The sequence below is a fragment of the Sulfitobacter sp. F26204 genome (assembly GCF_026410305.1).
Classification (GTDB): Bacteria; Pseudomonadota; Alphaproteobacteria; order Rhodobacterales; family Rhodobacteraceae; genus Sulfitobacter.
Window position 1 is genome coordinate 190,687 of sequence record NZ_JAPMLQ010000006.1, and the last position, 12,796, is coordinate 203,482.

Sequence of the window (12,796 nt, forward strand, 5' to 3'; positions counted from 1 at the left end):
ACAAATCCGCATTGCAAACTCTTGTAACGCCTTCGTGCGCTGCCCATATCGATGTTAAGCCCGTAAACATAGCTGTTTGAGACGCGGGAAATTGAGGGAAAAGGACAACTACATGGCCAATTATGCAAATTTGCCGGCACCGACGCCGGAAGGCGGGTTGAACCGATATATGCAGGAAATCCGCAAATTCCCCCTGTTGGAGCCGGAAGAGGAATACATGCTGGCCAAGGCATGGGTGGAACAGGAAGATACCGAAGCAGCCCATAAGATGGTCACATCGCATCTGCGGTTGGCGGCCAAGATCGCCATGGGCTATCGGGGGTATGGATTACCTCAGGCTGAAGTGATTTCGGAAGCCAATGTGGGATTGATGCAGGCGGTGAAGCGATTTGATCCTGAAAAGGGCTTTCGCCTCGCCACTTATGCCATGTGGTGGATCAGGGCCTCAATCCAAGAATATATCCTGCGCTCGTGGTCGCTGGTCAAACTCGGGACGACCTCTGGACAGAAAAAACTGTTCTTTAACCTGCGCAAAGCCAAGAACAAGATCGGCGCGCTGGAAGAGGGCGATCTGCGCCCGGAAAATGTAAAAACCATCGCGACGCAACTGGGCGTGACTGAAGCGGAGGTGATTTCGATGAACCGGCGCATGTCGGGCGGGGATGCCTCTTTGAATGCGCAGGTCGGTTCGGATGGCGAAGGCACGATGCAATGGCAGGACTGGCTGGAGGATGAAGACGCTGATCAGGCCGGCGACTATGCGGAAAAGGATGAGTTGGAGACCCGCCGTGAAATGCTGGCCGAAGCGATGGATGTGTTGAACGAGCGCGAACGCGATATTCTGTCCCAGCGCCGGTTGAGCGATGAAACGATCACGCTGGAAGATCTGAGCGCCAAGTATGATGTCAGCCGCGAGCGCATCCGTCAGATCGAGGTGCGGGCCTTTGAAAAGCTGCAGGCGCGGATGCGCGAACTGGCGAACGAAAAGGGCATGCTGATCTCTGCATGAACCATCCCGCAGCTTGACGAAACGACAGCCCCGCCCGCACCATCGGGCAGGGCTTTTTCATGACAGGAGATGAAAATGGCAGGTGGTTGGGCAAAAGATGGCGCAGTGGCCGAACAGATTGAGGCCTCTATCAATGATGAACTTGCGCGGCTCAAACTGCGCAAAACGCCTGTGGGTGAGAGTCTCACCCATTGCGCGGAATGTGAAGAACCGATTCCTGAGGCGCGCAGGCAGGCCTTGCCGGGGGTCAAACTATGTATCGATTGTGTACGTGAACGTGATGCCAACTTTCAGGCACGCGGCGGCATCAACAGGCGCGGATCAAAGGACAGCCAGTTGAAATAGGGCGGGCAGGCGTGGCGCGAGGAGGAGAACTCTGGTAATATCTGCGATATTCCAGAGGTTGATTGCCGCACTTGAAGGAAATTTCATGCCCTTTCGTTTTTTCCTGTCATTTTTATTATCCAGTTTTTTTGCGGTGGCGGCCCTGGCGGGGCCGTCCTGTGCTCCGCATCCTGGATTTACGGTGATCGATGCTTCGCATCCTTTAACGGATCTGGGGCCGCGTGACGGTACACCCGGGATGACAGCGCTGCGCAATCTGGGGGTGGAAACAATCATCCGGTATTATGATAATGTCGCTGAAACGTTGCCTTGCAAGACATTGGTGCCCGAAGAAACCCGCGCCGTATTGCAAGCCGGGTTCAGCCTGTTGGCGGTGTTTCAGCACAATAATGACAATCCCATGACCTTTGTCACGCCGGGGCGCGGCACGCTGGATGCGCAACGCGCGATCGAGCTGGCGCTAGCCAACGGGCAACCCAGCGGTTCGGCAGTATATTTTGGTGTCGATGGTGTTGACGGGGCACTGCAATCGGCCAACTACGAATTTGCCAAGAGCAATGGCGGGCCGATTTCGCAGGCGCGGGAGCAAACGCTCAAGACCAGCATGGGAACTGGATCATTCCGCAAGCATCAGGAATTTTATGACATCTACCGCGAGGAAGCGGCGACCCAGTTCGGAGGAATTGCAGGGCAGCACAGAGCTGAGGACATCCTGCCCTTCATCGACAGCTATTTCCGCGAGATCGCAACGATTTTCAACAATTTTGGTGATCAGACCGGCATCCGCTACCGTATTGGCGGCTATGGAGGCGGGATGGTATGTGACCATTTGCTGAACAGCCGGCTGGTTGCCTTTTGCTGGCTGTCGCAATCCAAGGGTCTGGCGGGCTATCAACAATTCGAAGCCTCGCAAAAATGGGTCATGCGGCAAGAGCTAACAACTGTCTGCAAAGGTTGGAAATTTGGCAGTGGTGGCGATTTTCAATTCGATTACAACACGGTAAACCCGCGTACACCGGATTTTGGTCAATGGAATACCCAGGTGGATTACGCCATCCCCTTTAGCAGGCCGCTGAAAAGGGATGGCGTTGGGTGTTATGCTTGGCGCGATTAGTCTTCCATCGCTTCCAATTCGTCGATGAAGCCGGAAATCATCGACAGACCCTTGTCCCAGAACGCCGGATCACTTGCATCGAGGCCGAAGGGGGCCAGCAATTCCTTGTGATGCTTTGAACCGCCGGCCTTGAGCATGTCGAAATATTTCTCCTCGAACCCCGGTTCACCCTCTGCATAGACCGCATAAAGCGCGTTCACGAGGCCATCGCCAAAGGCATAGGCATAGACGTAGAAGGGTGAATGTACGAAATGCGGAATATAGGCCCAGAAGTGTTTATACCCCTCCATAAACTCAAAGGCGGGGCCAAGGGATTCACCCTGTATCGACATCCACAGTGCGTCGATGTCATCGGGGGTCAACTCGCCACCGCGCCGCGCGGCATGCAGTTTGCATTCAAAGTCGTAAAAAGCGATCTGGCGGACAACGGTGTTGATCATGTCTTCGACCTTGCCCGCGAGCAGAACCTTGCGTTCTGCTTGCGTCTTGGCCCCGTCCAGCATTTTGCGGAAGGTCAGCATCTCGCCGAAAACACTTGCGGTCTCGGCCAATGTCAGTGGGGTTGAGGAGAGCATTTCGCCTTGGCCAGCGGCCAGCACCTGATGCACACCATGGCCAAGCTCATGCGCCAGGGTCATGACATCGCGTGGTTTTCCGAGATAGTTCAGCATCACATAGGGGTGCACATCTGTCACCGTGGGATGCGCGAAGGCTCCGGGGGCTTTGCCCGGTTTCACCCCTGCGTCGATCCATCCATCGGTAAAGAAAGGTTTGGCCAATTCGCCCATTCGGGGGTCAAAGGCAGTGTAGGCCTCCATGACGGTCTTTTCCGCCTGTGCCCAGTCGACGACACGTGTGTCTTCCATTGGCAGCGGTGCGTTGCGGTCCCAGACCTGCATCACGTCCAACCCCAGCCACTTGCGTTTGAGTTCGTAATAGCGGTGGCTGAGCTTGGGGTAGGCGTCGACAACCGCGTTGCGCAAGGCCTCGACCACTTCGGGTTCTACCTGATTGCTCAGGTGGCGTCCTGTTTGGGCGGTTTCCATGCCGCGCCAGCGGTCGATGATTTCCTTTTCCTTGGCCTGGGTGTTGTGTACACGCGCGAAGGTCTTGATATTACGCCCCATGACAGCCGCGATTTCGCGCACACCTGCCTCTCGTTTTTCGCGGACGGGATCGGTCATCAGATTCAGCGTGCCTTCCAGACCCAGAACCTCGCCGTCTACGTCGAATTCCAGACCGGCAATGGTTTCATCGAACATGCGTTCCCACGCGTCACCAACGACCCCCAGATCATGCATGAATTTCTCAAGCTCGTCTGACAACTGGTAGGGTTTCATGGCGCGGATGCGGTCAAAAACTGGTTTATAACGCGCCAGGTCGGCGTTTTTGTTGAGTAGCGTATCAAGATGGTCGTCGGGCAGTTTGTTCAGTTCCAACGTGAAAAAGACCAAGGGTGTGGTGAAATTGGTGATCTTTTCCTGCATGTCGGACATGAATTTTGCCCGTCCTGCATCCGTGGTCAGTTGATAATATCGCAATCCGGCAAAGGACATGATGCGCCCGGCGATCTGGTTGATCTTTTCGTTGCGTAGCACGCACTCAAGCAGGCCAGGGGCGTCGAGTGCTTCCAGTTTCCCTTCGTATTCGGTGGCGAAGCTGGCGCAGGCCTGTTCCAGCCAATCCAGATCACGCTTGAGTTCCGGGGCGTCTTCGCCGGTATAGAGATCATTCAAGTCCCATTCGGGCAGATCACCCAGGTTCTTGTTGCCACCGGCGGCATTGGCGTCACGGACTGGAAAAGGGAGTTGGAACATCGGTTACCTCATTTGTTTGCATCTACTTAAGCTTCGTGAGGCAGGGCGACAAGCACCCCTGCCGTCATGCCGCTGCATTCATTGGGTGCGCGGGGGGGATGTCGCGGCGGTGCAGACCTGCGCCCAGGGCGCGGCAAGGTTCAAGGGAGCAATCTTGACGGGAGGAAGGCGCGATGGTTCGCGAGGGTCAGGTGGTAACTGTCCCGAGGAAGTGTTTCTCGATGCCGTCAAACACTGGTTTCCTGATGCCGGGTTGTTCCATGAGAATTTCGTGTTCCGCCCCTTCGACCAGTTCAAGGCGCCCGCCGACCCAATTATCCATTCGTTCGTAAACAGGCGGGACATCGACGATGCGTTCGTTGGTGCCGAGGAAAGTCACGGCCGGCAGGTTGGGCGCAGCACGTTCTGAAAGGTGGCGCGTTTCGGCAAAGGCCTCTCGCAGCCAGACGTAGCTGGGCCCGCCCAGGGCCAATTCGGGGTGAGCGACAAGTTGATCGCGCATCATGTCGTACATTTGGTGATCGGTGGTCAGCAGATTGTCCTCAAAGTCCGCGCTGAGCACATAGGATGCCTTTGTGGTGCCGGGAGGCAGCCCCTGTCCCTTGCCGAGGTGCGGCATGATATTGGCCAGGACCCTGGCCAGCCCTCTCAAATGGGGTTTGACATAGATGCCCCACATCGGACCGGTAAAGGCAGCAGCGCGTACGCTCATGCCCTCCATCACCGCACGCATGCCGATGCAGCCACCCATCGAATGGGCCAGGAGAAAATAAGGCCTGGGCAGATTGAGACTGCGCGCTACCCGCATCAGGGCGGCGACATCTTTCTGGTAGTCGGAAAATGCGCCAACATGGCCGATCAGTGGATCGTCCAGCAGGCGGTCGGCCAGCCCCTGACCACGCCAGTCGATGGCAATCGTGGCGAGACCACGCGCGGCAAGTTCGCCTGCGGTCACGCCATATTTTTCAATGTATTCTGTGCGACCGGGGAACAGCAGAACTGTGCCCTTGGCCTTGTCCACCGGCCAGTGACCGACCCTGATCCGCTTGCCATCCGACGTGATGGCCCAATGTGCAATGCCGCCCTCGGGGCCGGGAGACACATCGGTAAAAAGGGGGGCCGGCGTCAGATCCATCAGGCGAGGACAGTCGCCAGCTTCATTGCCATGCCCATGTCGCCGTCAATCTTGAGTTTGCCTGTCATGAAGGCTGAGGTCGGGTTGGTTTCACCTTCAAGGATTTCCTTGAACGTGTCCGCATCGGCACTTAGCGTGACATCGGCATCTTCATCGCCGGCGCGCGCACCAGTGCTGTCGATCATCACGGCACCTTCGCCCGCAATATCAAACTTGGCAGAGCCGTCAAAATCAGCCCCTGCAAGTTTTTCGTTCAACGCTACTACTGCTTCGTTTACAATATCGCTCATCTTCGGCCCTTTTTGGCAAAATGGCGCCGTTCACATCTGGAAAAGTGGCGGCAGCCTGTTACATTCACTCTTGTTATGCGCAACTTACCCGTCAACCTCAAACGTCACCTTGCGGCACTTGTGCCTTTTGTGTTGCTGTGCAGCACAGGTTTTACGGCACCTGCGTCGCCGGAACTCATGGAAAGGTTGCAAAACGCAGATGAAGCAGAGGCGCGCCGTATCACCAAGGAAATAGAACTTGAGTGGTCAAAATCGGGTTCTGCCGCGATGGATTTGCTTTTGCGGCGTGGCAGGGAGGCGGTCCGGGAGGGCAAATTCGGTCTTGCGATCGAACATCTGACAGCCTTGACGGACCACGCCCCCGCATTTGCCGAGGGTTATCACGCACGTGCCGAAGCCTATTTCCGCAGTAATCTTTACGGTCCGGCGCTTGACGATCTGGAAATCGCACTGGCATTGGACCCGCAACACTATGAGGCGATGTTCGGGCTGGCTGTGATGCTGCATGAATTTGGTAATTTGCGACAGGCCGCCAGGCTTTATCGCCATGTGCTGGCGCTGAATCCCAATCACAAGAATGCGGCAGAGGCGTTAAGCAGCCTCAAGCGCGACGGCATTGGCCGCGAACTCTGATCGGGGACCAAAGTGTCAGGACAAGGTAGGGTTGTGGCCGTTTTGGGCCCGACCAACACAGGCAAAACCACTTATGCGATCGAACGGATGCTGGGGCATCGAACGGGGGTGATCGGTCTGCCTTTGCGGCTTTTGGCGCGTGAGGTTTATGACCGGATTGTCGCCTTGCGCGGCCCGTCGATCGTTGCTCTGGTCACTGGCGAGGAACGCATTGTTCCGCCGCGCACGCAATATTGGGTTTGTACCGTCGAAGCGATGCCGGAAGGCATGGGTGCCGATTTCATCGCCATTGACGAAATCCAGCTCTGTGCTGATCCTGAACGCGGGCATGTGTTTACCGACCGTCTGCTGCGTGCACGCGGCCTGCATGAAACGCTGTTCATGGGATCGGACACCATGCGCGCCACCATCAATGCGCTGGTCCCCCGAGTCGAGCATATCCAGCGCGAGCGGATGTCGGAACTGGTTTATTCGGGTCAGAAAAAGATCAGCCGGATGAAGCCGCGCTCGGCCATTGTCGGGTTTTCTGTCGAGAACGTCTATGCGATTGCCGAATTGATCCGCCGCCAGAAGGGCGGCGCGGCTGTGGTGATGGGGGCCTTGTCGCCGCGCACCCGCAACGCTCAGGTCGATATGTACCAGAATGGCGAGGTTGATTATCTGGTTGCCACCGATGCCATTGGCATGGGGCTGAATCTGGATGTGGACCATGTGGCCTTTTCTGCCCTGACCAAGTTCGACGGGCGGCGGATGCGCCCGCTTGCGCCGAATGAGCTGGCCCAGATTGCCGGTCGGGCCGGGCGCGGTTTCAAAAGCGGTACCTTTGGCACCACGGGCGATGCTCCGGCCCTGGATGACAGCGTGGCGCGGGCGATCATGGATCACAGCTTTACGCCACAGAACAAGATCAACTGGCGCAATCATGCGTTACAATTCGGCTCCATCGACCGGCTGATTTCAACCCTGGAGGTCAAGCCCGAGGACGAAAGGTTGGTCCGTGCGCGGGAAACGGACGACCTGAAGGCATTGCGCACACTTGGTCAGGTGGATGAGATTTTCGCCCGATGCAGCGACGGACCATCGGTCAGATTACTGTGGGATACCTGCCGGATTCCCGATTTTCGCGGTATCAGCAGTGCAGAGCATGCAACGCTTTTGGAAAGCATTTTCATAGACTTGCATCAACATGGGGAGATTTCGGAAGACTGGCTGGCGCGTCAGGTGAAGCGTATCGACCGCATTGATGGGGACATCGATACCTTGTCAAAACGGTTGGCGTTTATCCGCACATGGACCTATGTGGCACAGCGCAAGGGCTGGACCCGCGACGAAAGCCATTGGCGCGGGGCAACTCGTGTCGTAGAAGACCGCCTATCAGATGCCCTTCATGCGCGTTTGACAGAAAAATTTGTAGATCGGCGCACTTCCGTTTTGTTGCGCCGGCTAGGACAGAAGGAAGCCATGGTGGCCGAAGTTAGCGATACTGGTGAAGTGACTGTAGAAGGCGAATTTGTAGGCAAGCTGGACGGTTTCCGTTTTCGTGCCGACAAAGGGGCCGGCGGTGCTGAGGAAAAGACAATCAAGACAGCGGCATTGCAGGCCCTGGCACCGCAGTTCCATCTGCGCGCAGATCGTTTTTACAATGCGCCTGATACCGAGATTGATTTTACCGAACAGGGGGGGCTGATGTGGGGTGCCTCTGCGGTGGGCAAGTTGGTTGCAGGTCAGGATGCGCTGAAGCCTCAGGTGGATGTATTTGTCGATGATGTTGCCGGTCCCGAAGTCGCTCAAAAGGTACAGCGCCGTTTGCAGCATTTCATTGATCGCAAGGTCGCCGCCCTGTTTGAGCCGTTGCTGGCATTGTCCAAAGATGAAACCCTCAACGGACTGGCGCGCGGTTTTGCGTTCCAGATGGTCGAGAACTTTGGCATTCTACCACGCGCTGCTGTTTCCGATGATGTGAAGGCACTGGATCAGGACGCCCGCGGCGGCCTGCGCAAACATGGTATCCGGTTTGGTCAATTCACCATCTTCATGCCGCTATTGCTGAAACCTGCTCCGACCCGCCTGCGTCTGGTCTTGTGGTCCCTGTCCAAAGGCCTGTCAGAATTTCCTGAAGCGCCGCCCCCCGGTCTGGTCACCATTCCGGTCGAGGCGGGTGCGCCCGAAGGAGCCGACACGATGTCGGGTTATCGCAACGCTGGCACACGGGCGATCCGTATCGATATGCTTGAACGCCTTGCGGACATGCTGCGCAGTGAGGATTCGCGTGGCGGTTTTGAGGCCAAGGCGGATATGCTGTCGATCACGGGCATGACGCTGGAACAGTTTGCGGATCTGATGGTCGGGCTGGGTTATAAGGCCGAAAAAGGCGAACGCGCAAAGGTAAAACCTGTTACCGCTGTTGTGCCGGATGCCGGTGAAGTTGCACCTGATACGCCCATCATGGACGTGGCGGCAGAACCGGTTGAGAAGGCTGCGCCGGAAGAGTCTGAAAACGTCGCGGCGATTGTAGACGAGGGCATCGCCCCTATTGCCGCGGAAGCTGCGGAAACCCCGGAAGTAAAAGCGGCGATTCCAGAAACCCCGGCAGAAGAAATCCTGCCCGGCACCGCCCCAGACGCTGATGTGGCAGAGGTCGACATGGAAGTGTTTTATACCTTTACATGGGGCCGCGCAGCACGTCCGAACCCGAACCGCCGCAGTAATGACAAACCGCGAGGCAAAGGAAAGCCACAGGGCAAGGGGCGCAAGGGAGCTGCACGAGGTGACAAGGGCGGCAAAGCGCAGAATTTCTCGGCCAGACCACCCAAAAAAGAAAAGGCCATCGACCCGGACAACCCTTTTGCCGCCGCCCTTATGGGGTTGAAGGACGGCAAGTAATTGACTGAAACAGTGGAAAAACTGCGCGTCGACAAATGGTTGTGGCACGCGCGGTTTTTCAAGACCCGTAGCCTGGCGGCCTCCCGTGTGAAGACGGGGGCTGTCAGGGTCAACGGCACCACCACCCATAAACCGTCCAGCATGGTTGCCCCTGCAGACGTGCTGACCTTTGCCCAGGGGGATCATATTCGCGTGATCCAGATCGTTGCCCTTGGCTTTCGCCGCGGACCGGCTCCCGAAGCACAAGCGCTATATACGGATCTGTCTCCGCTGCAGCCCAAAGAAAAGAACAAACAGCCTGACAATCCCGGCTTTGACGGGAAAGGGCGCCCAACAAAGAAGGATCGTCGCACCCTTGATCTTTCTAAGGCGCGCCACCTTGAATGATTGCGCCCCCTGAATTAGGTCAACGGCAAGCTAACCTGACAGAGACTGCCCCATGACATATATCGTGAATGACGCCTGCATCGCCTGCAAATACACTGACTGCGTCGAGGTATGTCCTGTAGACTGCTTTTACGAGGGTGAGAACATGCTGGTGATCCATCCTGACGAATGTATTGACTGTGGTGTTTGCGAACCTGAATGCCCTGCCGATGCGATCCGTCCCGACACAGAGCCAGACGCGGAGAAATGGGTTGAGTTCAACCGCAAGTATTCGGAACTGTGGCCGGTCATCATTACCAAGAAAGAACAACTGCCCGATGCCGAAGAGCGCGACGGCGAAACCGGTAAGCTGGAAAAGTACTTTTCCGAGGCACCAGGCGAGGGTGGCTGATTCGTGCAGGCCAATATGCCGCGCCCACTGGTTTGATTAAAACAGTTGTATTACAGCATCTTATCAGGTTCGGACGTGAACTTCCGGAAACCTGTTTTTTATGGTATGATAAGTGAAAGCTGAAACAGACGAACGGTCAACATGCATCTGATCCCTTTACATCTCTGCTGCCCCATTTGACCGCGCCATCCTGAAACACACGCACCCCAACGCGGGCCATATGGCCGCGTTTGGCTTGCGTGTTTTTGATGTCTGATCCAGTCCACCATTTTCTGCGGGTTCGCCCGCGCCTTGAGGAGCACTACATGTCTAAGTCAAAAAAGCTTGATTTCAGCCCGAAGGAATTTGTTGTCTATCCGGCGCACGGGGTCGGGCAAATCGTTTCGGTTGAAGAGCAGGAAGTTGCTGGGATCACGTTGGAATTGTTTGTGATTGCCTTTGAAAAAGACAAGATGACCCTGCGTGTACCAACGCACAAGGCCACCGAAATCGGCATGCGGTCCTTGTCGTCGCCTGACGTGATCGCCCATGCGATGAAGACCCTCAAGGGTAAAGCCAAGGTCAAGCGTGCGATGTGGTCCCGTCGTGCCCAGGAATACGAACAAAAGATCAACTCGGGTGACTTGATTGCGATTGCCGAAGTTGTGCGCGACCTGCACCGCACCGACGACCAGCGCGAGCAAAGCTATTCCGAACGTCAGCTTTATGAAGCAGCGCTTGAACGTCTGACACGTGAAGTCGGCGCTGTGGCTGGCGGTGATGAAATTGCGGCGGCCAAGCAGATCGGTGATGTTCTGGAAAGCCGCATCGCCGCCTAAGGCGCGAAATTGTTAGATCAGTGAACGCCGCGCCTGAACAAGGGGCGGCGTTTTCTATGGCAGGGCGGTGAGGCAGGCCAACAGAACTGTAATCTCGGTAATCTGTTGTGTCGCCCCCAGTACATCACCGGTCTGACCAGCGATCTTGGCCTTGGCGATTATACCACAGGAAAACAGAGCGGCGGTGATCATCAAAACCGATAGCCCAATTGGCGCGGGCGTGAGGAAAAGCAAAGTGATAAGGCCAATGACACCAGCAATCATGACCGCGCCGCGTGGTGGTCTACCTGTTTGCTGAGACAGCCCCGAACGACGGGCATTCGGCAATGCGAACATCAGTCCAACCATCGCGGCTCGCGAGATCACAGCCGACGCCAGCAGAGCAGCTAGCAGGACGCCGGAGTCCAGCAGGGCCGACATCGCCAGCCATTTCAGTCCCAGCCCCAGAATCAAGGCAATCACGCCGTAGGTTCCTATCAGGCTGTCTTTCATGATCTCCAGACGGCGTGTGCGCGTCCATCCGCCCCAGAATCCGTCAGCGCAATCGGCCAGGCCATCCTCGTGCATGGCACCCGTGACCACAATCCCGGTCAGCAAAACCAGCATGGCGGCGACCGTCGCGGGCAGGTGTATTGCAAAGGCGGCCCAGCCCACCGTTGCAGCAAGGCAAGCCACAACAATGCCGACAAGCGGATAGGCCCAGGCAGCGAAGGCCATGGGGCGCGCACCCGTAGCTGTCTGCGCTCCGGCGGGCAAGGGCAACCGCGTCAGCAGGGACATAGCCGTGATCAGATCGGCGGGTCGGGGGCGAAAATCAGTGATGTCGTTTCCGTTCATTATTCTGCCTTTCGGCCCCTTTCGGTGGTCCGTTTCAATGGGTAGACACGACGCAACAGTAAACCCAAGCGCGAGCATGCCCATGACCCCTGAATTTGCAACCCTATCCGAGTTTCGCGCCCTTTTGTCCAGCCAAACGGAGGCCGATCAGGATGCGCTTTCCGCGGCGGCTGATCATGATCTGCAACTAACCAAGCCGCCGGGCGCTCTGGGGCGTCTCGAAGAGCTTGCCTGCTGGTATCGCGCCTGGCGTGGCGGTGAAAACACTGAAATCAACACGCCACAGGTGATTGTTTTTGCGGGCAACCATGGTGTTGCCGCCCGCGGGGTGTCTGCCTTTCCAGCGGAGGTGACCGCGCAGATGGTGCAAAACTTCCAACATGGCGGTGCCGCCATCAACCAGATTGCCCGGGTCAACGGTGCAACGCTGGACGTTGTACCCCTTGATCTGGAGCATCCGACACAGGATTTCACACAAGGACCTGCGATGACGCAAGACGGTTTTGTCGCGGCGCTGAAGGCCGGTTGGAACGCCGTGAACATTGACACCGATCTGTTGGTTGTGGGTGAAATGGGCATCGCCAACACCACCTCTGCCGCTGCATTGGCCTGTGCCCTTTTGGGGGGGGGTGCCGCAGACTGGACAGGACGTGGCACTGGTGTCGATGATGCCGGACTGGCCCTGAAAACACAGATAGTCGATGAGGGCGTCAAGCTGCACAAGGGGCAGGGCGACGGATTGGAAACCCTGCGCCGCCTCGGTGGACGTGAACTGGCTGGGATGGTCGGTGCAATGGCACGGGCGCGTGATCTGCGTATTCCGGTGATTCTGGATGGCTTTATCTGTTCAGCCGCAGCTCTTGCACTCGCTCACACGCAGGAAGGTGCCCTGGATCACGCAGTCGCCGGCCATCTCAGCGCGGAAGGCGGTCATGGACAGTTGCTGGACGCCCTTGGCAAAACACCGTTGCTCAACCTTGGTTTGCGCCTGGGCGAGGCCTCCGGTGGCGCGCTTGCCATTGCCGTGTTGAAGGGCGCCATGGCCTGTCATGCCAGCATGGCGACATTTGCACAGGCTGGCGTGAGCGATCACTAGATCGGTGCATCCGGTCAGGCCGCCAGCAGGGCCCAAGCGAA

Annotated in this window: 13 protein-coding genes; 9 read left to right on the forward strand and 4 right to left on the reverse strand. The window is 57.1% G+C overall.

Going from position 1 to position 12,796, the window contains the following annotated elements; all coding sequences use genetic code 11:
• The first annotated feature begins 112 nt into the window (after window positions 1-112).
• The 3 genes from rpoH to OS190_RS14985 all read left to right on the forward strand — a co-directional run bounded on the left by rpoH (window position 113) and on the right by OS190_RS14985 (window position 2,468).
• The gene (gene rpoH / locus OS190_RS14975) at window positions 113-1,009 is read left to right on the forward strand and encodes an RNA polymerase sigma factor RpoH (protein WP_267159524.1); all 897 of its coding nucleotides are present in this window, start codon (window positions 113-115) and stop codon (window positions 1,007-1,009) included.
• Window positions 1,010-1,084: 75 nt separating this feature from the next.
• The gene (locus OS190_RS14980) at window positions 1,085-1,354 is read left to right on the forward strand and encodes a DksA/TraR family C4-type zinc finger protein (RefSeq protein ID WP_267159525.1); all 270 of its coding nucleotides are present in this window, start codon (window positions 1,085-1,087) and stop codon (window positions 1,352-1,354) included.
• An 85-nt stretch (window positions 1,355-1,439) separates the two neighbouring features.
• The gene (locus OS190_RS14985; RefSeq protein WP_267159526.1) at window positions 1,440-2,468 is read left to right on the forward strand and encodes a glycoside hydrolase domain-containing protein; all 1,029 of its coding nucleotides are present in this window, start codon (window positions 1,440-1,442) and stop codon (window positions 2,466-2,468) included.
• Here OS190_RS14985 and OS190_RS14990 read toward each other — a convergent pair.
• From OS190_RS14990 to OS190_RS15000, 3 genes are all read right to left on the reverse strand, one after another.
• The gene (locus OS190_RS14990) at window positions 2,465-4,285 is read right to left on the reverse strand and encodes a M3 family oligoendopeptidase (protein WP_267159527.1); all 1,821 of its coding nucleotides are present in this window, start codon (window positions 4,283-4,285) and stop codon (window positions 2,465-2,467) included. The genes OS190_RS14985 and OS190_RS14990 overlap by 4 nt on opposite strands.
• A gap of 187 nt (window positions 4,286-4,472) precedes the next feature.
• Window positions 4,473-5,420: an alpha/beta fold hydrolase gene (locus OS190_RS14995; RefSeq protein WP_267159528.1), complete on the reverse strand. Its 948-nt coding sequence runs from the start codon at window positions 5,418-5,420 to the stop codon at window positions 4,473-4,475.
• Window positions 5,420-5,710 (reverse strand): SCP2 sterol-binding domain-containing protein, encoded by a 291-nt coding sequence (locus tag OS190_RS15000; protein ID WP_267159529.1) that lies wholly within the window; start codon window positions 5,708-5,710, stop codon window positions 5,420-5,422. The genes OS190_RS14995 and OS190_RS15000 overlap by 1 nt, the downstream gene beginning before the upstream one ends.
• A 75-nt stretch (window positions 5,711-5,785) precedes the next feature.
• Between OS190_RS15000 and OS190_RS15005 the strand changes: the two genes are divergently transcribed.
• The 5 genes from OS190_RS15005 (at window position 5,786) to OS190_RS15025 (ending at window position 10,822) form a co-directional block, all read left to right on the forward strand.
• A complete protein-coding gene (locus tag OS190_RS15005; protein ID WP_267159530.1) occupies window positions 5,786-6,343 on the forward strand; it encodes a tetratricopeptide repeat protein in 558 nt (185 codons plus the stop codon).
• Window positions 6,344-6,355: 12 nt separating this feature from the next.
• Window positions 6,356-9,226: a helicase-related protein gene (locus OS190_RS15010; RefSeq protein WP_267159531.1), complete on the forward strand. Its 2,871-nt coding sequence runs from the start codon at window positions 6,356-6,358 to the stop codon at window positions 9,224-9,226.
• Window positions 9,227-9,613 (forward strand): RNA-binding S4 domain-containing protein, encoded by a 387-nt coding sequence (locus OS190_RS15015; protein WP_267159532.1) that lies wholly within the window; start codon window positions 9,227-9,229, stop codon window positions 9,611-9,613. It abuts the gene before it with no gap.
• A gap of 52 nt (window positions 9,614-9,665) precedes the next feature.
• Window positions 9,666-10,004 carry a ferredoxin FdxA gene (gene fdxA, locus OS190_RS15020; protein ID WP_267159533.1) on the forward strand — a complete coding sequence of 113 codons (339 nt, stop codon included), beginning with the start codon at window positions 9,666-9,668 and terminating at the stop codon, window positions 10,002-10,004.
• 305 nt (window positions 10,005-10,309) lie between these two features.
• The gene (locus OS190_RS15025) at window positions 10,310-10,822 is read left to right on the forward strand and encodes a CarD family transcriptional regulator (protein WP_267159534.1); all 513 of its coding nucleotides are present in this window, start codon (window positions 10,310-10,312) and stop codon (window positions 10,820-10,822) included.
• Window positions 10,823-10,876: 54 nt separating this feature from the next.
• Here the strand turns inward: OS190_RS15025 and cobS are convergent, their stop codons facing one another.
• Entirely contained in the window at window positions 10,877-11,659 is a 783-nt protein-coding gene (cobS, locus tag OS190_RS15030) for an adenosylcobinamide-GDP ribazoletransferase (protein ID WP_267159535.1), read from the reverse strand.
• 82 nt (window positions 11,660-11,741) lie between these two features.
• Here cobS and cobT point away from each other — a divergent pair, with 82 nt between their 5' ends.
• Window positions 11,742-12,755, forward strand: a complete 1,014-nt coding sequence (gene cobT, locus OS190_RS15035) for a nicotinate-nucleotide--dimethylbenzimidazole phosphoribosyltransferase (RefSeq protein WP_267159536.1) — start codon at window positions 11,742-11,744, stop codon at window positions 12,753-12,755.
• Window positions 12,756-12,796: the final 41 nt, after the last annotated feature.